This window comes from Acinetobacter kanungonis (genome assembly GCF_009939195.1).
In the GTDB taxonomy this organism is placed as follows: Bacteria; Pseudomonadota; Gammaproteobacteria; order Pseudomonadales; family Moraxellaceae; genus Acinetobacter; species Acinetobacter kanungonis.
The window spans coordinates 1-22,593 of sequence record NZ_JAACKC010000002.1; the positions used below are offsets into that span (position 1 = coordinate 1).

General features: G+C 46.1%; 18 protein-coding genes. 11 read left to right on the plus strand and 7 right to left on the minus strand.

Features of this window, described 5'->3' with window-relative positions:
• Positions 1 to 344 precede the first annotated feature (344 nt).
• The 3 genes from GWK51_RS04220 to GWK51_RS04230 all read left to right on the plus strand — a co-directional run bounded on the left by GWK51_RS04220 (position 345) and on the right by GWK51_RS04230 (position 4,153).
• Positions 345 to 1,706 carry an MFS transporter gene (locus GWK51_RS04220; protein WP_161932809.1) on the plus strand — a complete coding sequence of 454 codons (1,362 nt, stop codon included), beginning with the start codon at positions 345 to 347 and terminating at the stop codon, positions 1,704 to 1,706.
• 370 nt (positions 1,707 to 2,076) lie between these two features.
• The gene (locus GWK51_RS04225; RefSeq protein WP_161932810.1) at positions 2,077 to 3,249 is read left to right on the plus strand and encodes a PQQ-dependent sugar dehydrogenase; all 1,173 of its coding nucleotides are present in this window, start codon (positions 2,077 to 2,079) and stop codon (positions 3,247 to 3,249) included.
• A 178-nt stretch (positions 3,250 to 3,427) separates the two neighbouring features.
• Positions 3,428 to 4,153, plus strand: coding sequence for a sulfite exporter TauE/SafE family protein (locus GWK51_RS04230; protein WP_161932811.1), 726 nt, complete (start codon positions 3,428 to 3,430; stop codon positions 4,151 to 4,153).
• On the opposite strand, the gene GWK51_RS04235 is transcribed toward GWK51_RS04230, so the two are convergent.
• The 4 genes from GWK51_RS04235 to GWK51_RS04250 form a co-directional block, all read right to left on the minus strand.
• Positions 4,143 to 5,066: a LysR family transcriptional regulator gene (locus tag GWK51_RS04235; RefSeq protein ID WP_161932812.1), complete on the minus strand. Its 924-nt coding sequence runs from the start codon at positions 5,064 to 5,066 to the stop codon at positions 4,143 to 4,145. The two genes, GWK51_RS04230 and GWK51_RS04235, sit on opposite strands and share 11 nt — an antisense overlap.
• Positions 5,067 to 5,185: 119 nt before the next feature.
• Positions 5,186 to 6,490: a solute carrier family 23 protein gene (locus GWK51_RS04240; RefSeq protein ID WP_100241090.1), complete on the minus strand. Its 1,305-nt coding sequence runs from the start codon at positions 6,488 to 6,490 to the stop codon at positions 5,186 to 5,188.
• A 370-nt stretch (positions 6,491 to 6,860) separates the two neighbouring features.
• Entirely contained in the window at positions 6,861 to 9,551 is a 2,691-nt protein-coding gene (ppc, locus tag GWK51_RS04245; protein WP_161932813.1) for a phosphoenolpyruvate carboxylase, read from the minus strand.
• Between the two features lie 143 nt (positions 9,552 to 9,694).
• The gene (locus GWK51_RS04250; RefSeq protein WP_161932814.1) at positions 9,695 to 10,321 is read right to left on the minus strand and encodes a TetR/AcrR family transcriptional regulator; all 627 of its coding nucleotides are present in this window, start codon (positions 10,319 to 10,321) and stop codon (positions 9,695 to 9,697) included.
• 146 nt (positions 10,322 to 10,467) lie between these two features.
• Between GWK51_RS04250 and GWK51_RS04255 the strand changes: the two genes are divergently transcribed.
• From GWK51_RS04255 to dnaJ, 4 genes are all read left to right on the plus strand, one after another.
• Entirely contained in the window at positions 10,468 to 11,589 is a 1,122-nt protein-coding gene (locus tag GWK51_RS04255; protein ID WP_161932815.1) for an efflux RND transporter periplasmic adaptor subunit, read from the plus strand.
• Complete coding sequence (locus GWK51_RS04260; protein WP_161932816.1) at positions 11,586 to 14,708, plus strand: efflux RND transporter permease subunit; 3,123 nt, start codon at positions 11,586 to 11,588, stop codon at positions 14,706 to 14,708. The genes GWK51_RS04255 and GWK51_RS04260 overlap by 4 nt, the downstream gene beginning before the upstream one ends.
• Positions 14,709 to 14,849: 141 nt before the next feature.
• Positions 14,850 to 15,227: a hypothetical protein gene (locus GWK51_RS04265; protein ID WP_100241095.1), complete on the plus strand. Its 378-nt coding sequence runs from the start codon at positions 14,850 to 14,852 to the stop codon at positions 15,225 to 15,227.
• A gap of 106 nt (positions 15,228 to 15,333) precedes the next feature.
• Positions 15,334 to 16,449 (plus strand): molecular chaperone DnaJ, encoded by a 1,116-nt coding sequence (gene dnaJ, locus GWK51_RS04270; protein WP_161932817.1) that lies wholly within the window; start codon positions 15,334 to 15,336, stop codon positions 16,447 to 16,449.
• Between the two features lie 52 nt (positions 16,450 to 16,501).
• Here the strand turns inward: dnaJ and GWK51_RS16810 are convergent, their stop codons facing one another.
• Positions 16,502 to 16,756, minus strand: a complete 255-nt coding sequence (locus tag GWK51_RS16810; RefSeq protein ID WP_161932818.1) for a hypothetical protein — start codon at positions 16,754 to 16,756, stop codon at positions 16,502 to 16,504.
• 294 nt (positions 16,757 to 17,050) lie between these two features.
• On the opposite strand from GWK51_RS16810, the gene dapB reads away from it, so the two are divergent.
• The 3 genes from dapB (at position 17,051) to GWK51_RS04290 (ending at position 19,680) form a co-directional block, all read left to right on the plus strand.
• Positions 17,051 to 17,872 carry a 4-hydroxy-tetrahydrodipicolinate reductase gene (gene dapB, locus GWK51_RS04280; protein WP_161932819.1) on the plus strand — a complete coding sequence of 274 codons (822 nt, stop codon included), beginning with the start codon at positions 17,051 to 17,053 and terminating at the stop codon, positions 17,870 to 17,872.
• A 58-nt stretch (positions 17,873 to 17,930) separates the two neighbouring features.
• Complete coding sequence (locus GWK51_RS04285) at positions 17,931 to 18,575, plus strand: START domain-containing protein (protein ID WP_142769895.1); 645 nt, start codon at positions 17,931 to 17,933, stop codon at positions 18,573 to 18,575.
• A 214-nt stretch (positions 18,576 to 18,789) separates the two neighbouring features.
• Positions 18,790 to 19,680, plus strand: a complete 891-nt coding sequence (locus GWK51_RS04290; protein ID WP_161932820.1) for a LysR family transcriptional regulator — start codon at positions 18,790 to 18,792, stop codon at positions 19,678 to 19,680.
• On the opposite strand, the gene GWK51_RS04295 is transcribed toward GWK51_RS04290, so the two are convergent.
• On the minus strand, positions 19,640 to 20,041 hold the full coding sequence (locus GWK51_RS04295; RefSeq protein WP_161932821.1) for a hypothetical protein: 402 nt from the start codon (positions 20,039 to 20,041) through the stop codon (positions 19,640 to 19,642). The genes GWK51_RS04290 and GWK51_RS04295 overlap by 41 nt on opposite strands.
• A gap of 96 nt (positions 20,042 to 20,137) precedes the next feature.
• Between GWK51_RS04295 and GWK51_RS04300 the strand changes: the two genes are divergently transcribed.
• Positions 20,138 to 21,583, plus strand: a complete 1,446-nt coding sequence (locus tag GWK51_RS04300) for an aminotransferase-like domain-containing protein (RefSeq protein WP_161932822.1) — start codon at positions 20,138 to 20,140, stop codon at positions 21,581 to 21,583.
• Here the strand turns inward: GWK51_RS04300 and ahr are convergent.
• Entirely contained in the window at positions 21,553 to 22,590 is a 1,038-nt protein-coding gene (gene ahr, locus GWK51_RS04305; RefSeq protein WP_161932823.1) for an NADPH-dependent aldehyde reductase Ahr, read from the minus strand. The genes GWK51_RS04300 and ahr overlap by 31 nt on opposite strands.
• Positions 22,591 to 22,593 lie beyond the last annotated feature (3 nt).

Here is a 22,593-nt window from a genome sequence, read left to right on the forward strand (position 1 = left end):
CAATGGTTAGGGGGTGTTTTTTTTCGCTCAAAAGAAATTATATATGTAAGAAATGCGATAAAATTTAACATTATTTAAAGCAAGTTATCTTTGGTCTTATTGTTGAGTGTTTAAAACATAAGATGCTAATTTTAATAAATTATTTATTATAGGTTACGATAAAAGTAACGTTTTAACTACATTTCAGGATCATTTTCCCCATCAAATTTCTGACAATTTATTCCATTTGATGATCTGAATACCTTATAGGTATATTTTTATACCCTTGATGTTTTAGACAAAAAATGAATGGATATTCATTGTATGTTGACAATAAAAAATCTCACAATTGGAGGTGAGTAAAAATGACAGCGACAACAATGAATGTAAATGCTGTAATTGATCAGGCTAAATTTAAGCCTTTTCATTTAACGGTCGTTTTATGGTGCTTATTTGTGGTTTTATTTGATGGTTATGACTTAGCCATTAATGGTGTGGCATTGCCCTTGTTGATGAAAGAATGGGGAATGACTGCGGTACAAGCTGGCATGCTCGCCAGTACTGCATTGGCAGGGATGATGTTTGGTGCCATGTTATTCGGTATGTTGGCCGACAAAATTGGTCGTAAAAAAGTCATTATTATCTGCGTAACCTTATTCAGTGGTTTCACTTTTGCGGGTGGCTTTGCATCAAACCCGACTGAATTTGGTATTTTACGTTTTATTGCAGGTCTAGGGATTGGCGGCGTATTACCGAACTTGGTCGCGTTAACATCAGAATATGCACCACAGAAATTGCGTAGTACTTTAGTGACTGCAATGTTTAGTGGTTATGCGATGGGTGGGATTATGGCAGCATTGTTAGGGGTAACTTTTACCCCAACCTTTGGCTGGAAAATCATGTTCTTTATTGCTGGGATTCCGCTATTATTTGTTCCAATTTTATGGAAATTCTTGCCTGAATCGGTCACTTTCTTGGTGAAAGCACAACAAACTGAAAAAGCGCGTCATATTATTCAACACCTTGTTCCAGATGAAAAAATTTCTGAAAATACCGTTTTAGTCTTAAATGAAGCCAAAGTGCCAGATGCATCTGTAGCTGCATTGTTCAAGAACGGTCGTGGTACGGGCACCGTGTTATTCTGGGCATGCTTCTTCATGTGCTTATTGATGGTTTATGCCTTAGGTAGCTGGTTACCAAAACTGATGATGGCAGCAGGCTATTCATTGGGTAGCAGCTTGATGTTCTTGTTGTCCTTAAACATTGGTGCCGTTATTGGCACAGCGGGTGGAGGTATTCTTGCAGATCGCTTCCATTTAAAACCAGTCATCATCAGTATGTTGATTGTGGGTGCATGTGCCTTGGTAGGATTAGGCTTCAATTCACCACAACCTGTCATTTATTTACTGGTGGCATTGGCAGGTGCGGCTTCAATTGGCTGTAGTATTCTGCTGTATAGCTATGTAGCACAATATTACCCGCTAGCTGTACGTTCTACAGGTCTAGGTTGGGCTTCTGGTATCGGTCGTGTGGGTGCCATTGTGGGCCCAATTGTGATTGGGATGTTATTAGGTATGGAATTACCGCATAAAATGAACTTCATTGCAGTTGCAATTCCAGCGATTATTGCGGCATTTGCTGTGTCCTTAATTAAACCGAGCCAAGCTGAAGAAGTCGTAGAAGCATCGGTAGTCTCTTCATCATCTAAACAACGTTCTTATAGTTAAAGATCTATGCTTTATAGGGAGCCTCGTACAGAGGCTCTTTTTATTGGACGATTGAAATTGAAATAACAAATGAAAAAGCCCCGATATCCTATCGGGGCTTTTTCGTATTTCATTAAAGGTAAAACTCCTGTAATACCTCAACGTCCTGTTGTCGACTCTTTATTGTTATTCTAAGAAACATCCTGTTTCTGTATGAGTTCAATATAATCTGAAATACGACTAAGGTATAGACGTGTTTGCTGCATTCCTTGTACGCTTTGGCTGACAAGAATGTATTGAATAAAATGAAGTTTGGGCTACATATTTTGTATTTTTCTCACTTAAGAGTTTGGTTAGAGTAATAATCAATTAGACCTTCATTGAGGGTGTCATGCAGCATTCTAAAAACCATGCGGGGAAATGGTTGGGCTTATTGAGTTCTATTCTGCTTTCGGCCTGCCATGCAGAAAATAAGTCAAGTCATGAACAACAGCAGCAGGCTGCGCATGCCTCGGTTGCTATTTCACAGCCTATTCAGGTGCATAAGATCAGTGAATTCAATGAACCGTGGGCGATGGCAGTTTTGCCCGATCAACGTCTATTGATTACTGAGAAAGCGGGCAGTCTAGTGCTGTTTAATCCTAAAACACGGCAAAAAATAGCGGTGCAAGGTATACCTGCGGTGGCTTATGGCGGGCAAGGCGGTTTGGGGGATGTGTTGTTGCATCCTGATTTTAAGCAGAACCATCTGATTTACCTGAGTTATGCTGAGGCAGGTGAAGGTGGTTATGGGGCAGTGGTGATCCGTGCCGTTTTAGATGAGCGTATCGCCAGCCAGCCTCAACTTACACAGATCACCCCAATTTGGCGTCAGATACCCAAAGTTTCAGGGCGGGGGCATTATGCACATCGGCTCGTGTTTGATGATGCTGGGAAATTATGGATCAGTTCGGGTGAGCGCCAGAAGTTTCAGCCTGCGCAAGATCTGCAGACCAATTTGGGCAAAATTATTCGTCTGAATGAGGATGGTTCAGTCGCAGATGGCAATCCATTTACGGCACAAGGTCAGATTGCAGCACAAGTGTGGAGTTTGGGGCATCGCAATCCTTTAGGGATGGCTTTTGACTCGCAGGGGCAGCTTTGGGTGGCTGAGATGGGACCACAGGGTGGCGATGAGTTGAATCGTATCCATAAAGGTGCCAATTATGGTTATCCGATTGTGTCGAATGGTGATCATTATAGTGGACGAGATATTCCTGATCATTCGACTCGTCCCGAATTTCAAGCACCCGAACTGAGTTGGACTCCAGTAATTTCTCCCTCCAGTTTGATGTTTTATCGTGGTACACAATTTCCGCAATGGACCAATAAGGCCTTAATCAGTGGACTGTCCTCAAAAGCGATTATTGTGGTGGATACGCAACAACAGCCTGCGCAGGAGGTACAACGTATCGATATGCAGCAACGTATCCGAGGTCTGGTGCAAGCCGCGGATGGTTCGATTTGGGGGATAGAGGATGGCAAACAGGCTGCCTTATTCCAGTTAACAGCACCCAAGCCATAATCTTGCAATGCTCACTGCATTTTTACCCATTTAAAACCTTTAAAGCTTTTAGACTGAACCCACTCCGATAGCCCCTCAAGGAAAACTTGAGGCTGACTTCAAAAAAGCCTGATTTTGCTTTTTCATCCATGGGCTTAGCATAGTGCTTGAACGGATTTAAGCACTAAGGAAGCGGGTTGTGTTGAGTTTTATTGCTGTCGTGTTTTTACTGGCAGGTTTAGTCAAGGGCATGATTGGGTTGGGTTTACCTGCTGTTTCAATGGGCTTACTGACCATGATGATTAGCCCTTTTCAGGCCGCATCGTTGCTGATCGTACCGTCTATGGTGACCAATATCTGGCAATTATGTGCTGAAGGACAGGTACTGCGCGTTTTGCAACGCTTTTGGTCATTATTGTTGGGCATCATCATTGGCTCAATCTGGAGTATTTTCCCACGTTTGGGGCAAAGTGACTTCAACAGTGAGGTTTTGTTAGGTGGCATGTTATTGCTTTACGGATTATATGGTTTAGCCGCCAAACAAATACCCAACTTATCGCGTTATGCTGCGGTGTTATCTCCGCTGATGGGTTATTTGGGTGGCGCACTGACGGTGGCAACAGGCGTGGTGGTGATTCCTGTGGTGCCCTATTTGCAGTCTTTGCATTTGCAGCGTGATGATCTGGTGCAATCCTTGGGGATGGCCTTTACCGTGTCGACGGCTTGTTTGGCGATATTCTTGCAGCAGAATCCTGTCGATCATTTGCCTATTGATTATGTCTGGTCTGTGATGGCTTTGGTTCCTGCTTTATTGGGTATGTGGTTGGGAACCCGAATCCGTTACCGAATTGCAGAACAGAAATTTCGAAAAGTCTTTTTCTTGGGCTTGATGATGCTGGGGGGCTATATGTTGTTTAGTCACTGATGCTTGTAGTTTTATCGGTAAGCTGTGGACGTTGACTGATCAAATACTGGCTAAAGTGTTGATAGTCGATAGGCAAGGCATCAAAGTTTGGTGCCGCCAACAGTAATTTACGGTTTGCCCATGCGCCCAGCAATTCAATCTGTTGAAAAGCATACAACTGCTGCAAACGTTGTGCTGCGCGTTTCGGCATAATGGCGATACCAACACCATTGGCGACCACCTGCGCAATGGCACCAAAATTCGGTAGTCGTAAACGATATTGAATATTACAGCCGAGGAGTTTGGCTTGGGCTTCTATGGATTGTTGCAGAGAGTGATATTGCATCAAACCGACAAACGCATAGTCTAAGGTCTGGCTTAACGTTAAGGTCTTATGGGAGCTTAAGTGGTGTTGTGGCGGACAAATCAACACCAGTGGATCATCTGCAAATTCTAGGGTTTGCAGGCTAGGTGCTTCAAAAAAGCTCGAAATTAACCCCAGTTGGGCGGTGCCCTTAACTAAAGCCTGAATAATGTCATTGCTTTCGGCTTCGTGCAGCTCGATTTGCAGATGCGGATTTTCCAGCATGTAGTTGGGTAAAATCAGCGGCAGATATTCACTCTGTGCCGAGGAATTACACCACAGTGTCATGCTGTTGCTGTGCCGTTGTGTGAAGGGCAACATGGCATGTTCAAGTTGCTGACTTTGCTGAATTAAAACTTGAGCCTGCTGGTTAAACATTTGCCCTGCAAGGGTTAGTTTGACTCCAGTGGCATGGCGGGTAAATAAAGCAACCGCGAAGTGTTGTTCGAGCTTTTTAATGCGTTCACTTGCGGCTTGTAAGGAAATGGCAGAACGTTCTGCCCCTTTGGTCAGACTGCCTGTCTCCACAATGTTGAGAAATAAACGTAAATCAAAAAAATCGAGGCGCATAGCCAGCCATTCCCATAGGGTTAAGTTTACTATCTTATAAACCCGATGCTAAAGACGCAAATCTAAGCGGTATAGATAAAAAAAAGCAGCGCGAAGGCTGCTATAAAATATAAACAGGATTATTCGCTTTTATCATTCAAGCTAAAAAACCAGTTTAAAATCAAGGCTGCAAAAGTTGCAGTACCAATACCACCTAAATTGAAATTACCGAACTGCAGGGCAAAGTCACCTGTACCTAAAATAATGGTCACGGCTGCCACCATCAGATTTTTATTTTTAGAGAAATCGACTTTGTTTTCGATCCAGATTTTCGCCCCCGCGATGGTGATTAAACCAAACACCACAATTGAAGCACCTGTCAAAATTGCAGTGGGGATGGTGTGAATGATTGCGCCAAACTTCGGTGAAAGCCCTAAGAAAATCGCAAAGACACCTGCAATCACAAACACAATGGTCGAATACACACGGGTCACCGCCATTACGCCAATGTTTTCACCATAGGTAGTCATGCCTGGTGCACCGACACCACCTGAAAGTGTGGTCGCAACACCATCCGCCAAAAAGGCTTTACCAATTTGTGGGTCGAGGTTTTCACCTGTCATGGCACTCACAGCTTTAATATGCCCCAAGTTTTCAGCCACTAAAATTAACGCCACGGGTGCAATGATGAGCATCGCATTGACATCAAACTGTGGAGAATGGAAGGTTGGGAGACCAAACCAAGCCGCTTGTTGAATTGGGGTGAAGTTAATGGGGGTGCCATAACCGAGGACATTGGAAACGATAAAGTAGATCAAGTACGCCAGTAATAAGCCAATCAATAACAATAAACGTTGCAATAAGCCTTTGGTAAATACGGCAATTGAACCCATACACAGCACAGTCACCAACGCCATCCACATATTAAAGGGATTGCCGGCTACGCCCTTGACTGTTACAGGTGCTAGATTCAGACCAATAATCATCACCACCGCACCTGTGACCACGGGCGGCATGAGTTTTTCAATCCATTTGGTTCCAGTTGCCATGACCATCAGACCAAACAGTGCGTAGAGCACGCCACAGGCCATGATCCCGCCCGCAGCAACCGCGAGGTTGGCATTTGGCGCTCCAGTTCCTGAAGCGGCATAACCTGTTGCGGCAATCACCACACCAATAAAGGCAAAGCTTGAACCGAGGTAACTTGGTACGCGACCACCCGTCATAAGGAAGAACAGGATGGTACAGATGCCTGACATAAAGATGGCAAGATTCGGGTCAAAGCCCATCAGAAACGGTGCCAGTACGGTCGCACCGAACATGGCAAAAGCATGCTGAATGCCAAGTACCGCACTTTGTGCAGGTGGAAGATATTCACTGGTTCCTACAGGACGCGCATCGACACTGCCTGTATAAGGACGCCATTTGGGAAACCAATTGGACATAAATTGATCACTTTAAAAACAAATTGTGCACATCATACTCTTTCTTTTCGAGTGATTTAATCATTGATTTTTAATTTTAGATTAAGTAGGGGTATGATTTATAATGATTTTATACCAAGTGGTAAAAACTATACATTTCTAAAATGACAATAAATCAATATATTATTCTATAAATTATGCTCGAAAAATCACATTTATTGGCTTTGTTGAGCAATAAATATTTTTTATCAATCTTTCAAAAAAAAATTAACAATCCAGCTAAGCCAAGAAAAAAGGATGGGAAAAGAAAGATTTTGCCAATCGTTACACAGAAAAAACAGTGCATTGGCAGCTCAGCACGAGACTGAACTGCCAATCGCAAGTTGCTATATCAACCCGTATTACGCAAGCCCGCAGCAATCCCTGCAATGCTGACCATGAGTGCATGATCGACAGGGGTATGTTCGGCTTGGCGCTCAGCCAGATAGAGGCGACGTCGTTTCATCAATTCGGCTTGTAGCAAGTGCAGCGGCAGTAAATATGGTTTACGCACGCGCATGGACTGATCCAGCACTTCATTGCTACTGAGCAATTTCGACTCATCTTTCAGAGTCAGTAAAGTGCCTACCGCTTCTTGCAGGCGTTGGCGTAATTCTGCTCCCAGTGTTTTTAAGTCTTCATCTTGGGTCAAGTGGGCTTCATAGTAGAGTGCCACATGACTATCGGCTTTGGACAAGACCATTTCCAGCATATCAATCAGGGTCTGGAAATACGGCCATTGTTGCAACATCTCTTCCAAAGTGGCTTTATGACCTTGCTCAATCACTTGGTTAATGGCTGCGCCTGTACCTAACCACGCAGGCAGCATTAAACGGATTTGTGTCCACGCAAATACCCAAGGAATGGCACGTAATGATTCAATCCCACCACTGACTTTGCGTTTTGCAGGACGTGATCCCAATGGCAACATTTGCAGCTCCAGCTCAGGGGTCACGGTTCTTAAATATTTCACAAAATGTGGATTTTCACGCACGGTTTGACGATACACCTGCACCGACAGATCGGTCATGCGGTGCATCAGTTCACGCCATTCTGCTTTTGGGACAGGAGGAGGTAATAAGGTTGCTTCCAGTGTGGCTGCGGTATAAATTTCCAGATTTTGCAGTGCGATACCTTCCAGTCCAAATTTGAAGCGGATCATTTCGCCTTGTTCGGTGACACGAATGGCACCTGAAATTGAACCTGGTGGCTGTGAGAACAGCGCCTGTTGGGTCGGTGCACCACCACGGCTAATCGAACCCCCACGTCCGTGGAATAAGGTCAGTTGCACCCCATGCTGTTTGGCAATCGCGGTCAGTTCTTCCTGTGCACGGTACTGCGCCCAGTTGGCGGACATAAAGCCAGCATCTTTCGCCGAGTCCGAATAGCCAATCATGACTTCGTGCTTGCCCTGAATATGCTGTTTGTACCAATGCATATTGAATAGGGTTTGCATGGTGTGTGCAGCACCATCCAAATCTTTTAAGGTTTCAAACAATGGCACCACGCGTAAAGGCTGCTGAATGCCAGCCTCTTTCTGTAATAACAAGACTGCCAGCACATCACTTGGATATTCCGCCATGGAAATAATATAGGCGCCCAAGCTTTCCGCAGGCTGTTCTGCCAGGGTACGCATGGTGGCAAATACTTCCTGAACATCGGGATGCAAAATCAGGCTTTGGTCAGGTTCATTTAAATGTTTCGGTAGCAGCGGGCGTTTGCTTTGCAATTCCTGTAATAAGAAATTCTGACGCGCTTGTTCTGTCCACGTTTCGAAATTCCCCAGTCCCAAATATTCGGTAATGGCAGAGATGGCTTGGCGATGACGTCCTGATTCCTGACGAATATCCAACTTGAGCAGTTCGATACCGAAACAATTCACGCGATGGATAAAGTCCAGCAATTTGCCATTGGCAATTTCAGGCAGGTTGCAGGACATCAGCGAGCGGTAGCAGAGTAACAAAGGCTGTAACAGCTCATTTTTACTTTTAATGACACGACTGTCATCTAAGGCTAAGTCTGGGTCTTGCAGTTTTTGCGCTAACCACTGACGTGTGATTTTTAAGCGTTCGCGGGTATCGCGTAAGTATTCGCGATACGGTTCTGGATGCGGTGTGCCCAACGCTTGCAGTAACTCATCGCTGCAGCTTTGCAGCGAAAGTTCCCAGCGTAAATCTTCAATATCACGTAAATATAAATCCGCAGCTTTCCAGCGCGATAACCACAATACTTCTTGCGTCACGTTATGCGTTACATTCGGGTTACCGTCACGGTCGCCGCCCATCCATGAGGCAAAACGCACAGGCGCAACATGCAGGGGCAGGCGTTGTCCGCAATGCTCCTCCACCATGCCATCCAGCTCACGCATGAATTTTGGCACTGCATTCCACAAGGTTTGCTCAATGGTGGTGAAGCCCCATTTGGCTTCATCGACAGGGGTTGGGCGATGCTGACGAATTTCATCGGTCTGCCATGCAGAACAGATCAGTTGTTTTAGGTCTTCTAATACCGCTTGGCGCTCACGTGGAGTGAGTTTCTGCTGGTCAAATTTAAACAGACAGTCATTGATGCCATCATATTTTTGAATCAGGGTACGACGGCTGACTTCGGTTGGATGAGCCGTCAGTACCAGCTCAATTTTCAGTTCACACAGTTGTTGATACAGTTGCTCGGCAGAAACTTCATGGGCTTTGAATTTTTGGAACAGATGATCGAGTGGATTTGGGGAGGGTGCTTCGGGATCAAATTCACTTTGGCGACGACTGCGTACCACATGGTACTGTTCGGCAATATTGGCAAAGTTAAGAAAGTGGGTAAAGGCACGGGTTAAGGGCAGAATTTCTTCATCTTCAAGACTTAGAAACAGTTGTTCGAGTTGTTTTTCGGCTTCGACCTGTCCGTCACGTGCGCCTTTGGCGAGTGCCCGAATTTGTTCTATCTGATTAAACAAATCTTGCCCGGCATGTAGTTTGAGGGTCTCGCCCAATAAATTACCAAGTAACCGTACGTCTTCGCGTAGTGGAGCATCAATTTGTTGAATCATTTTCCATTCTCCAGTTCTTATTCTTTTGACTATACCGCGATTTGCCGTAATGCCAAGTGGCAGGGCTACAAAAGTCGCAAGCTTTTGCCGATAAAACTAGCAATCAGATCATGTCCAGCCAAGGCAGACAGACACCACAATGCTCATGCGCTTGCGGGTGCATATTTCAGCATAAACAGTTCAATGCTTTGCTGAATAATTTCTTGTTGTTCCTGCGGGGTAGGAATGGCACGGACACCGAGCAGAATTTCTAGATGGCGCAGTCCCAGCAATAAAGACAGCAGCAATAAACGCTGTTGTTCTACATCGGCAGCTTGAATAAATCCCAGTGCTGCGGCTTGCTGAAAGAAATCTTCCCAGCCATCACACATTTTTTGGTGCGAGGCATTATAAAACTGCAAGGCAAGCGGATTCTGTTCAGCCGCCAGTTCAATCAGCAAATGCTCCAGTTTCACGGCTTCGGGTAAATACACAATATTTAACGCGATTTGACAGGTTTGGGCGAAAGCATCCAGAAAATGGCTGTCTGTAGTTAATTGAAACGGACGGGTTTCCATTAAGGTTTCACAGGTCTGTTCAATGGCACAGGTAAATAGACTGGCTTTGTCCTGAAAATGATTATAAATCGTGAGTTTAGTGACACCCGCTTCTTTGGCAATCTGGTTCATGCTGCAACCATGATAGCCCTGTTTCAGGAACAGGTTTTTGGCTGCAAGCAGAATTTGCTTATGTTTTTCCAAGTCTTTGGGCCGACCGACATTCATTTGCACAAAATTTTCCAGTTCAGGTGAATAAAGTCATTTACTTCAAGCAGGGCTTTTAATTAATGTACCGCATGGTATATTAATTAAAAATTGTTCAAAGAACAGCTTAGTATTTTGCCCTAAAAATGACGTTTAGATAAGAGCACCAGCACATGAAGCCCGCGAAGACCCTGATTGCCAGTTTACTAATTTTATGCAGTTTGACCCTTTGGGGCTGTAGTCGTGAGCAGGCGACTACCGAACATGAACCTTTGGTGATGGTGACTCAGCCGAGTAATACGCTGACAGAACAAAAAAGTTATGCAGGGGAAGTCAAAGCCCGCCAACAAACCGATTTGGCATTCCGTGTGTCTGGACAGGTGATGCAGCGTTTTGCAGAAGTGGGAGATCGAGTTCGGGTGGGGCAAGTGCTGGCGCAATTAGATGTTAAAGATGCACAGCTACAACTGCATGCTGCCCGTGCGCAACTGGACAGTGCGCAGTCGGCAGTCAAAGTGGCTGAACAGGAGCTGGCGCGGTTTCAGCAATTGTTACCGATGAACGCCGTCAGTCGCTCGCAATATGATGCCATGCAGAATCAGTATCAAGCCGCGTTAGCCAGTTTAAAGCAGGCGCAATCCAATTATGCAGTCAGTCAAAACCAGACCCGTTATAACCAGTTAATTGCAGATAAAAGTGGGGTGATTACGGCACGCAACATCGAAGTTGGGCAGGTGGTTGCCGCAGGGCAAGCGGCTTATCAACTGGCGATGGATGGTGAGCGTGAAGTGTGGATCGGGGTGCCTGAACAAGCCATCAGTGCGTTCAGCATCGGACAGCAAGCCGTGATCAGCGTGTGGTCAAAGCCTGAGGATCAAGTTGCAGGCTATGTACGTGAAATTTCACCTGCGGCAGATCAGTCCCGTACCTTTCGGGTCAAAGTCGCTTTGAAAGGTAATCATGCAGAGATTCAGTTGGGGCAAAGTGCACGGGTCTTTTTCAGTGCACCACAAACTCACGGATTAAGCGTGCCACTGTCCAGTGTGTCTGCCAATGCGCAACAGGCTTATGTCTGGGTGGTTCGCTCGGATTCACGGGTGCATAAAGTGCAGGTCACTTTAGGGGCCTATGGACGTGACAGCGTACCTGTACTTTCGGGCTTGCAACCTGAGGATTATGTGGTGGTGGGCGGCGTGCACCTGTTACGTGATCAGCAAAAGATTCGCCCGATTGATCGGGAAAATCGCGCTGTGCAACTGCCGCGCAGTCAGCTCGTGACAGGAGCGAAATCATGAATTTTAATCTGTCGGAATGGGCACTGAAAAATAAAGGCTTAATCCTGTATTTCATGATTTTACTGGGCATTGTCGGGATGGTGTCTTATTCCAAGCTGTCACAAAGCGAAGATCCACCGTTTACCTTTAAAGTCATGGTGGTGCAGACCTACTGGCCAGGTGCGACGGCTGAGCAAGTGTCCTTACAAGTGACCGATCGGATTGAAAAGGAGCTGATGAGTACGGGCAATTATGAGCGCATTATGGCGTATTCCCGTCCGGGTGAATCCTTGGTGACCTTTGTGGCCAAGGATTCGTTACGCTCGGCACAGATTCCCGATGTCTGGTATGACGTCCGTAAAAAGGTCAATGATATTCGGCATGAGTTGCCGAGTGATGTGCAAGGTCCGTTCTTTAATGATGAGTTTGGCGATACCTTTGGCAACATCTATGTGCTGACAGGCAAAGATTATGACTATGCCGTGTTAAAAGAATATGCTGACCGCCTGCAACTGCAATTACAGCGGGTCAAAGATGTTGGCAAGGTCGAGCTGATTGGACTGCAAGACCAGAAAATCTGGATTGATCTGTCCAATACCAAAGCCACCCAGCTTGGGATTCCGCTCAGTGCCATTCAACAGGCTTTGCAGCAACAAAATGCCATGGCCAGCGCAGGCTATTTTGAAACCCAGACCGATCGCATTCAGATTCGGGTCAGTGGTCAGTTGCACACTGTAGATGAACTGAAAAAAATGCCTTTGCTGGTGAATGGTCAAACCATTCAATTGGGCGATGTCGCTGACGTCTATCGTGGCTTTAGCGAGCCTGCCCAGCCACGGATGCGATTCAAAGGTGAAAATGGCATTGGCATTGCGGTGTCTATGCGTAAAGGCGGAGACATTCTGGCTTTGGGCAAGAATTTGGAAACCGAGTTTGCCACCTTACAGCAAAGTTTGCCTTTAGGCATGCAGTTGCAGAAAGTCTCCGATCAACCGGTCGCGGTTGAACGCAGTGTGCATGAATTTATGAAAGTGCTGGCAGAGGCAGTGATTATTGTCCTGCTGGTGAGCTTTTTCTCTTTGGGCTTCCGTACCGGCTTGGTGGTGGCATTTTCCATTCCATTGGTGCTGGCAATGACCTTTGCAGGCATGCATCTGTTTGATGTCGGGCTACACAAAATTTCTCTCGGTGCCTTGATTTTAGCCCTCGGTTTACTGGTCGATGATGCCATTATTGCCATTGAAATGATGGCGATCCGGATGGAGCAGGGCTATAGCCGCTTGCAGGCCGCAGGTTTTGCATGGAAAACCACGGCATTTCCGATGCTGACAGGCACCTTAATTACCGCCGCAGGGTTCTTGCCGATTGCCACTGCCGCATCCAGCACAGGGGAATATACCCGCTCGATTTTTCAGGTGGTGACCATTGCCCTGATAGTGTCTTGGTTTGCCGCCGTGCTGTTTGTGCCATATTTGGGGGATAAGTTATTGCCCGATTTTCAGCAGCAGCCGACGCAAGCCGCATGGTATCAAAGGCTGTGGGCACGTTTAAGAAAGCAGCCCGAGCCGCAACCTGTGATGCTGCATGCTATCGAACATGATCCCTATCAGACCAAGTTCTATCAGCGCTTTCGCGCGTGGGTGAACTGGTGTGTGACTTACCGTAAAACGGTGATTGCGGCAACGCTGGGCATGTTTGTCCTGTCCGTACTGATGTTCAAACTGGTGCCGCAGCAGTTTTTCCCACCATCAAATCGTGCCGAAATTTTGGTGGACTTAAAACTGGAAGAAGGCGCATCCCTAAAAGCCACCGAGGCAGCGGTCAAAAAAGTGGAACAGTTCCTTGCTCAGCAGCAGGGGATAGAAAACTATGTCGCTTATGTCGGTACGGGATCGCCACGCTTTTACCTGCCTTTAGATCAGCAATTACCGCAAGCCAGTTTTGCCCAGTTTGTGGTCTTGGCCGCTTCTTTGGATGATCGCGATGAGATTCGTCATGCGCTAGAACATCAAATTCGCGCTTTATTACCGCATGTGCGAACCCGTGTGTCCTTGCTGGAAAATGGTCCACCTGTGGGCTATCCGATCCAGTACCGTATTTCAGGGGAAGACCTCGAGACAGTGCGTCAGTCGGCGCATCAAGTCGCGGCGGTGATTGATGACAATCCCAATACCCACAATGTGCATCTTGATTGGGGGGAGCCGAGTAAAATCATTGAATTGCAGATTGATCAGGACCGTGCCCGTCAGCTGGGCGTTTCCAGTGTCGAGCTGGCTAACTTCCTGAACAGCTCCATTCAAGGGGCCGTGCTGCATCCATATCGGGAAAAGCGTGAGCTCATTGATATCCGCTTGCGCGGTGAAGAAGCAGAGCGTTTGAGTGTAGAGTCGATTGCCAGCTTGGCGGTACCGACCGCACAGGGTACCTCTGTCCCCTTGGCGCAAATTGCCAAAATTGCTTATCGCTTTGAAGAAGGGCTGATTTGGCATCGTAACCGTTTACCGACCATCACCGTGCGTGCAGATATCGGCACAGGACTACAACCTGCCACGGTCGTTGCGGAGTTGTCGGAGCAGATGCAACATGTGCGTGCACAATTGCCCGCAGGTTATCTGTTAGATGTGGGGGGCACTGTGGAAGAGTCGGCACGTGGACAAAAGTCGGTGAATGCAGGCATGCCATTCTTCTTGGCGGTGGTGATGACTTTATTGATGATTCAATTGAAAAGTATGTCACGAGCAACCATGGTACTGCTCACAGCACCGCTGGGGCTGATTGGTGTGGTGTTATTCTTGCTGTTGTTCAATAAGCCTTTCGGTTTTGTGGCGATGTTGGGCACCATTGCCTTGTCTGGAATGATCATGCGCAACTCGCTGATTCTGATTGATCAAATCGAACAGGATCGTGCTGCTGGGCAAAATACATGGGATGCGATTATTGAAGCCACGGTGCGCCGTTTCCGTCCAATTTTGTTGACTGCACTGGCGGCAGTGCTGGCGATGATTCCTTTATCACGTAGTATTTTCTTTGGACCGATGGCGGTGGCGATCATGGGTGGACTGATAGTTGCGACTTTGCTCACACTATTCTTTTTACCGGCCTTATACGCACAGTGGTTTAAGGTGAAAAAGACCGTTTAGTACAAAATATTTTAGTAATATCAGGTGCGAAAGTTTGAAAATTTCAATATAGTAGCACCTTATATTTTTATTAAATTTCAGCTTAGGAATTTTGCTACATATTAAAAAAATCACAGATGTAGTAATGAGGTTTAATCGCACATGAAGCAAGACAGTTTAACCAAGTATCGCCGTTCTATCGCGATTTCTTATGTCTTCATGTTTTTGGCTCTGTTTACCGTCATCAGCGGTATTTTTGCCTATTGGTTTGCCCGAAAAATTGCCCAAGTCGACAATGCTGAAGTCTGGTTACAAGCCCAAGCCCTTTGGGTCATGCGCAATATCATCATTTATACCGTTTTAAGTCTGTTTGCAGCACTGTGGTTTATTCCGCTGTGTTTCTTCACTTGGAATAGTGCCTTATGGGTCACAGGCTGCACAGTTGCAGGCGTGGTGTTCGCCCTGATTGCCTTTTTATACCTGCTCAATGCATGGATTAAGGGACTTTCTAAGTTTCTAAAAAATAAAGCAGTTTTCTAAAATTTATAATTTTTTTAGCATTTTGCCCTTGTAAAATCGCGTTTAACCCCCAATTTCAGAGCATTATTCAGTATGAAATGAAATTCCGTGAGGAGCATCGCCAGACATGGCTAAACGTGATTATTATGAGGTTTTAGGTGTCGCTAAAACCGCTAGTGATGATGAAATTAAAAAAGCCTACCGTAAGTTGGCGATGAAATATCATCCAGACCGTAACCCAGACAATCCTGAAGCAGAAGAGAAATTTAAAGAAGCCTCTGAAGCTTATGAAATTCTTTCGGACAGCGAAAAGCGCAGCATGTATGACCGTATGGGACATGGCGCGTTTGAAGGTGGTTTCGGTGGCGGCGGTGGTGGCTTCGGCGGTTTCAGTGCAGAAGACATCTTCAGTCAGTTCGGTGACATCTTCGGTGGCGCTTTTGGTGGTGGCGGTCGTGGTCAGCAACGTCAGCGCCGTGGTTCTGACTTACGCTATGTGATGGAACTCACCTTAGAAGAAGCTGTGAAAGGGGTGAAAAAAACCATTACTTTTACTGCGCCAGCACCGTGTGACAGTTGTGATGGTAAAGGTTCTAAAAATCCGAATGACGTTGAAACTTGTAAAACTTGTCATGGTGCTGGTCAAGTACGCATGCAGCAAGGTTTCTTCTCGGTACAGCAAACCTGTGGGACTTGTCGTGGTCAAGGTAAAATCATTAAGAACCCTTGTCAGAAATGTCATGGTTCAGGGGTTTCTGACCGTCAGCAAACCCTAGAAGTCACTATTCCTGCGGGCGTAGATAATGGTGATCGCGTACGTTTAAGTGGTAAAGGTGAAGCCATCCGTGATGGTCAATCTGGCGACTTATACGTGGAAGTGGTGGTTCGTGAACACGAAATCTTCCAGCGTGATGGTGCAGACCTGTATATGGATGTCCCTGTAAGCATTGCCGATGCTGCGTTGGGTAAAGAAATTGAGATTCCGACCCTTGAAGGTCGCGTGAGCTTGAAAATTCCTGAAGGCACACAAACTGGAAAAATGTTCCGCTTGCGTGGTAAAGGGGTAAAACCTGTACGTACCAGCATGCAGGGTGATTTACTTTGCCGTATTGTGGTGGAGACACCTGTCAATTTGACCGCTCGTCAACGTGAATTGTTGAAAGAGTTGCAAGTGACCATGGATGGTGAAGACAGCCATTCTTCTCCAAAGAAAAAATCGTTCTTCGATCGTTTATTCGACTAAGTTCGAATCAAAAAAAGGGCATGTTTAACATGCCCTTTTTTTATGCGGATGCTTATTGCGGGATGGGTGCATCAATTGCATCGACACTGACCATTTCAGCAGAAGCCTGAGTCGTTTCAACCGCAGCTTGAGTTTTGTTGCCCGCCATACGCTCGGCAAGGCTACCGGGTTGACCATTTACCGTAGTCATGATTTTTACCCCAGCCAAACTGTCCACAGAGTCCCCAGACTGAGCCGCAGGTTCCGCATAAACATGCGCAGTTAATGCTGTTAAAAGTAGTGCAAGTGTCATTTTTTTCGAATGCATGGCAAGTCTCCTTACAATTGTTATTTCTTGATGATTCGTGTCGGCTAGTCTGCGTAAGCAAGATGAACATTGTGTGAAAAAGCAGAGTCTTCAAATTCATTTTTAAGGATTTTTTTCAATCTAAACCCAGATTTCAATCTCATTCTTCACTCAATCGTGGGGGTGAATCATGGCTGCAACGTGTAGGTTTGCGCCAAAACAAGTTTTTTACGAAAAATCCAGCTCATAACTTAGTCTCATTGCAGAGTTTTGCTATAGTAAAGGCAATTTTAAATTCGAGATTAGGAACGGATTATGTCTACAAGTCCACGCATTGGGGTATTGGGTGCAGGCGGTCGTATGGGTCGCATTTTGATTCAGGCGGTACAACAAGCGGGTTATCAATTGGCCGCTGCGGTTGAACGTCCTGAAAGCAGTTTAGTCGGTTCTGATGCGGGTGAACTTGCAGGCATTGGCAATATTGGCGTGAAGATCGCGGGGAGTTTGCAGGAAGTTTTACCTGAGTGTGATGTGGTGATTGATTTTACTGCGCCTGTTGCCACCGAACAGCACTTGAAGCTTTGCCGTGAAGCAGGTGTGGCGATGGTGATTGGTACCACAGGCATGAATGATGAGCAGAAAGCATTGTTGGATGAAACCTCAACGCAAACACCTGTGGTTTATGCTGCTAACTATTCTGTGGGCGTGAATGTATCCATCAAACTTTTAGAACTGGCGTCTAAAGTGTTTGGTGACACGGTGGATATTGAAGTGATCGAAGCACATCACCGTCATAAAGTGGATGCACCATCAGGGACTGCCTTGATGATGGGTGAAGCGATTGCAGATGCTTTAGGTCGTGACTTGAAACAAGATGCCGTGTATTGCCGTGAAGGACATACAGGTCCGCGTGAGCGTCAAAGCATTGGTTTCCAAACCATTCGTGGTGGTGACATCGTAGGTGAACATACCGTGATGTTTATTGGTGAAGGCGAGCGTGTTGAAATCACCCACAAAGCTACCAACCGTATGAACTTTGCTTCTGGTGCAGTCCGTGCCGCTGCATGGGTGGTGGGTCGCGATGCGCGTAAATATGACATGAAAGATGTACTGGGTTTTAATGATATTCAGGTCTAAGGCTTAGCCCTGTTACTGCAAAACTGCTGCATAAAATTAAAATAAGAAGCGTAACTCAATGAAAATAAAATTAATGACTTGCTGTGCTGTAGCCTTGTTGGCTACCGCACAGGCAAAGTCGATCGACAATGCCAAACTCAGTATTAATAAACAGAATATTAAGGTCTGGACCTACCAAAACAACGCCAATCCTGTGGTGTTATATAAAGCCGAAACGCATTTTGATGTTCCGATTGAAAAGGCCACTGCGCTGATTTTAGATGTGGAACAAGCGCCTAAATGGGTGCCTTATATGGGCAGCGTCAAGGTGCTGTCCCGAGATGACAGCAAGGGCGAGTTTCTGTTGTATATGGTGCTGGATTTTCCATTTCCTTTAAAAGACCGTGATTTGGTGGTGAAGGGGAAAATGAGTAAAGATGCCCAAGGAATGATTCATATTCAAAATAAGGCTGTGAATCAAGGCTACCCGCTGAATCCAGATTATGTGCGTTTAACCCGTTATGAAGGGGACTGGACCTTCCAAAAACTGAGTAAGCAAAAAGTTAAAGTTTCGACTTATGGTTATGCCGACCCTGAAGGTTCTATTCCCCTCAGTGCGGTGAATCTGTTTGTTGAGCAACAACCTTATCAAATGCTGCTGAAGATGAAACAGGAACTGGCAAAGCCACGGAATTATGCTGCTTTGCCTGTAATTTTACGTTAAAACATGCGAGGTGATGCCCACGGTATTCAGGACGTCGGGCATCGCTTGCAGACCTGAGGGTTGCAGCTGTTAAGCGAAAAGTATTTAACCTTTTTGGATAGACACATATTTCAGAATCGAGATTGGTCAGGTTGGAAGATTTTGCAGAAATAAATGTTGTAGAAAAATCGAAGAATTCACACAATATTCTTGAGTAAGAATCCATAAAATCACGATGAAATCGACCATTGAAGAATTAAATGCCTTTGTCCAGATTGTCGAAAGTGGCTCGATTGTCAAAGCTGCCGAGCAACTGGGACAGACCACATCGGGCATCAGTCGTGCCTTACAACGTTTGGAAAGCAAGTTGAACGTGACCTTGCTGGAACGCACCACGCGCAAGCTGAAACTCACGCAAGAAGGGCAGTTATTTCTGGAGAAATCACGTAAGATTTTGAATGATTTGACCGAAGCCGAAGACGCCTTATTAAAATCCGATCATGATATTTCAGGCTTAATTCGGGTCGATTCTGCCACGCCGTTTGTGTTGCATGTGATTGTGCCGCTGATTCAGGAATTTATGCAGCAATATCCCAAGATTGAGATTGAGCTGAATAATCACGATCAGATTATTGATTTACTGGAACATAAAACCGATGTCGCCATTCGCTTTGGCGAATTAAATGATTCCAGTCTACATGCCAAATTACTCTGTCGTAGCCGCTTATACCTTGTGGCGAGCCCAGCATATTTAGCGAAGCATGGCACACCGCACCAGCCTGAGCAGTTATTGCAGCATGCCTTAATTGGTTTTACCCAGCCGACCCATTTAAACAGTTGGCCGCTGCAACATCAGGGGCAGCGATTCAATATTCATCCCAAAATCAAAGCCTCCAATGGTGAAACGGTGCGCCAGCTGGCATTGCATGGGGCGGGCATTACCTGTTTATCCCGTTTCTTGGTGCAGGATGATTTAAACGCGGGTCGGTTGCAGGCACTGTTTGAAGATCAGATTGAACTGCAATACCAAAATATCCACGCCGTATACTATCAACAAGAGCACTTACCGAAACGGGTTCGTCTATTTATTGAGTTTTTGGCACAGCAGCTTGCCATTTATCTTTAGCTTGCGGCAAGTGTATCTCTACGGTAAGCAAGGCTGATCGTGGTTGAGCATTTTGATCGTGCAGCGCAATGGCAAAATGCTGTGCATTGTTCCAACAGACAAACTGTAATTTTTTCAGTGCTGTCTCGCCAATTAAAGTGGTGCGGGTTGAACCCGATTGGTAGCTAAACAGGCGCTGCGGAATGACCGTATCTTGCACATCACGCTTTTGCCATAACTCAAAATTTTGTTGTCCTGATGCTTTTAAATACCCCTCAATTAAAGACTGACAAATAAAATCATGCTGCTGTTGCTGAGCCGAGGTCGTGGGTTGGCAGGCAGCCACTGCCAGCGTCAGGATGAGGATGCTGAGACGGTACATTGTGTTTCCCCTGATAAAAAATAAACTGTACGACTAGCATAGGCAGGGTGTACTCTTGGTTACAGATACAAAATATTTTAAAAAATGAGTACAGTGATGGGCATTCAGTATCGTGATTTGGCACACCAGTTGGCACAGAAAATCTATGCAGGGGAATTGGGGGCAGGGCAACGATTAAGTTCCTTACGGCAGTTTGCCCAGTTACAACAGGTCAGTCTGAATACCGCCAAAAGTTGCTATGAATTGCTAGAAGCACAAGGTTTGATTGCGGCAAAACCACAGGCGGGCTATTTTGTGCAGCCACAAGCTTTGGCGGTGGCGCTCCCGCAACATGCGGATTTTGCCACCACGGCACGTGAAGTTTCTAATTTGGAACTGCAAATTGAAATTCAGGAAGCCTCAATTCATGACCAGATGATCCATCTGGGCTCGATTCAATTGTCTCCGAATTTGGTGCCTGTGGAGGCACTCCGCCGTTCCATTCAACGCGCTTTAAAACACAGCAAACCGGAAGATTTTCTGTATAGCGACAAACAGGGGCATCGTCGTTTGCGCGAGGCGCTGTCGGCACATTGGGCGGAAGATGGGATTTATATTGCCCTCGAAGAGATCTATATCAGCAATGGTTGTATGCCTGCATTGTCGGTGGTGATTCAGACCCTGACCCAAGAAGGGGACAGTATTATTGTACCGACGCCCAATTTTAATGGGCAGTTACAACTGCTGGCGAGTTTGAATCGTAAAATTGTGGAAATTCCTGCGCATGCCAATGGTTTTGATTTGCAGCGACTGGAGCAGGCGATGCAACACTCGGGGGCAAAAGCTTGCCTGCTCACAGCCAATTTTCAAAACCCGCTGGGCTTCTGTTTAAGCCCCGCAGAGAAAGAGCAAATTGCCCAGTTAGCCGCGAAATATCAATGCTATGTGATTGAAGATGACATTTATGCGGAATGCAGTTTTGACTTAAAGCGACCTTTGCCGATTCAATACTGGGACCGACAGGGTTATGTGATTTATTGCGGCTCGGTTTCAAAATCATTATCAACCGCGTATCGGGTGGGTTGGTTCTGTATGCCTTCTCGTTTACAGCATTTACGTGCGCAATTGCTCACGCGGCATGTTGCAGTGAATACGCCTTTACAATTGGGATTGGCGGATCTGATTTACAGCCGTGCCTATCGCGAGCATTTGAATCAGTTAAAACCCAATTTAATGCAGCAGGTCGAACAGTATCGGCAATTTTTGATTCAGGTGTTTGCAGGTATCGAGATTCGTTTGAACCAGCCCAAAGGCGGTTATGCACTGTGGCTACAGTTACCCGATCAAATTCATAGTTTGGACATTTACCGCTATGCACAGCAGCAAGGCATTAGCATTGTGCCAGGCATCGTGTTTGGGGAAGAGCAGCGCTATAAAAACTGTATTCGTTTAAATGCAGGGCATGAATTGTCATTGGAAATCCGCCAAGCGATTGTCTGTCTGGCGGATTGGGTACGGCAGCAATTAGGGTATCATGCTGTGCTGGATTCAAAGTCGGCTTGAAGCACAATCCGATAACGGGCTTTGCCTGAATGCAAGCGTTCAATCGCTTGATTCAGTTGCGACATTGGGAACAACTCAATTTGTGGTGCAATGTTTTTCCGTGCAGCAAACTTGAGCAGTTGGCGTAAAGCCGCAGGTGAACCCGTTGGGGAGCCTGTGATTGACTTTGCTCCACCAATCAGACTGCCCGTATTAAACTTGATGGGTTCCAATGGCACTCCTAGCAGATGCATGGTGCCATTCGGTGCCAGCGTACTAATATAAGCAGGCCAATTCAGGGTAACATTCACGGTACTGAGTAACAGGTCAAATTTTCCTCGTTGAGATTTCAGTGCCTCCACATCGCGGCTATTCACTACATGGTCTGCCCCCATGGCTTTGAGCTCATCGGTCTTGTCCATGCTTGAAGTAAAGGCGGTAATTTCGCAGCCCCATGCTTTGAGTAATTTAATTGCCATGTGTCCCAAACCCCCAATCCCGATCACCCCGACATGATGTGTGGCTTGAATTTGGTGTTTGAGTAAAGGATCAAATACGGTAATGCCACCACAGAGTAATGGACCTGCACTTTCAGGTGCAAGGTCATCGGGTAGTGGAATCACCCATTGCCATGCGGCACGAACTTTATCGGCAAAGCCACCTGCATGACCGACGATGGTTGCAGTACTGCCACCTGTACACAGCACGGGTTGTCCTGCCACACATGAATCACAATATTGGCAGCTTTCCGCGGTCCAGCCTAACCCGACACGTTGACCCATCTGTAAACCTTTGGCTTCAGTTCCAAGACGGGCAATGGTGCCTATCACTTCATGTCCTGCCACCACTGGATAGACGGCATTGTTCCATTCGTTTTCAATCACCGAAAGATCGGAATGACACAGGCCACAATATTCCACCTGAATTTCCACTTGATGGGGAAGCAGTTCACCTGCATCAAATTGAAACGGTACCAATGCTTCGCCTTGTTGCAGGGCAGCATAGCTATTGATCAGGTTATTATTCATGGC

Excerpts from the sequence above, each read along its gene's own strand:
- GWK51_RS04220 (WP_161932809.1), top strand. The coding sequence starts at position 345 with ATGACAGCGACAACAATGAATGTAAATGCTGTAATTGATCAGGCTAAA.
- GWK51_RS04225 (WP_161932810.1), top strand. The coding sequence starts at position 2,077 with ATGCAGCATTCTAAAAACCATGCGGGGAAATGGTTGGGCTTATTGAGT.
- GWK51_RS04235 (WP_161932812.1), bottom strand. The coding sequence starts at position 5,066 with ATGCGCCTCGATTTTTTTGATTTACGTTTATTTCTCAACATTGTGGAG.
- GWK51_RS04240 (WP_100241090.1), bottom strand. The coding sequence starts at position 6,490 with ATGTCCAATTGGTTTCCCAAATGGCGTCCTTATACAGGCAGTGTCGAT.
- ppc (WP_161932813.1), bottom strand. The coding sequence starts at position 9,551 with ATGATTCAACAAATTGATGCTCCACTACGCGAAGACGTACGGTTACTT.
- GWK51_RS04255 (WP_161932815.1), top strand. The coding sequence starts at position 10,468 with ATGAAGCCCGCGAAGACCCTGATTGCCAGTTTACTAATTTTATGCAGT.
- GWK51_RS04260 (WP_161932816.1), top strand. The coding sequence starts at position 11,586 with ATGAATTTTAATCTGTCGGAATGGGCACTGAAAAATAAAGGCTTAATC.
- GWK51_RS04265 (WP_100241095.1), top strand. The coding sequence starts at position 14,850 with ATGAAGCAAGACAGTTTAACCAAGTATCGCCGTTCTATCGCGATTTCT.
- dnaJ (WP_161932817.1), top strand. The coding sequence starts at position 15,334 with ATGGCTAAACGTGATTATTATGAGGTTTTAGGTGTCGCTAAAACCGCT.
- GWK51_RS16810 (WP_161932818.1), bottom strand. The coding sequence starts at position 16,756 with ATGCATTCGAAAAAAATGACACTTGCACTACTTTTAACAGCATTAACT.
- dapB (WP_161932819.1), top strand. The coding sequence starts at position 17,051 with ATGTCTACAAGTCCACGCATTGGGGTATTGGGTGCAGGCGGTCGTATG.
- GWK51_RS04285 (WP_142769895.1), top strand. The coding sequence starts at position 17,931 with ATGAAAATAAAATTAATGACTTGCTGTGCTGTAGCCTTGTTGGCTACC.
- GWK51_RS04290 (WP_161932820.1), top strand. The coding sequence starts at position 18,790 with ATGAAATCGACCATTGAAGAATTAAATGCCTTTGTCCAGATTGTCGAA.
- GWK51_RS04295 (WP_161932821.1), bottom strand. The coding sequence starts at position 20,041 with ATGTACCGTCTCAGCATCCTCATCCTGACGCTGGCAGTGGCTGCCTGC.
- GWK51_RS04300 (WP_161932822.1), top strand. The coding sequence starts at position 20,138 with ATGGGCATTCAGTATCGTGATTTGGCACACCAGTTGGCACAGAAAATC.
- ahr (WP_161932823.1), bottom strand. The coding sequence starts at position 22,590 with ATGAATAATAACCTGATCAATAGCTATGCTGCCCTGCAACAAGGCGAA.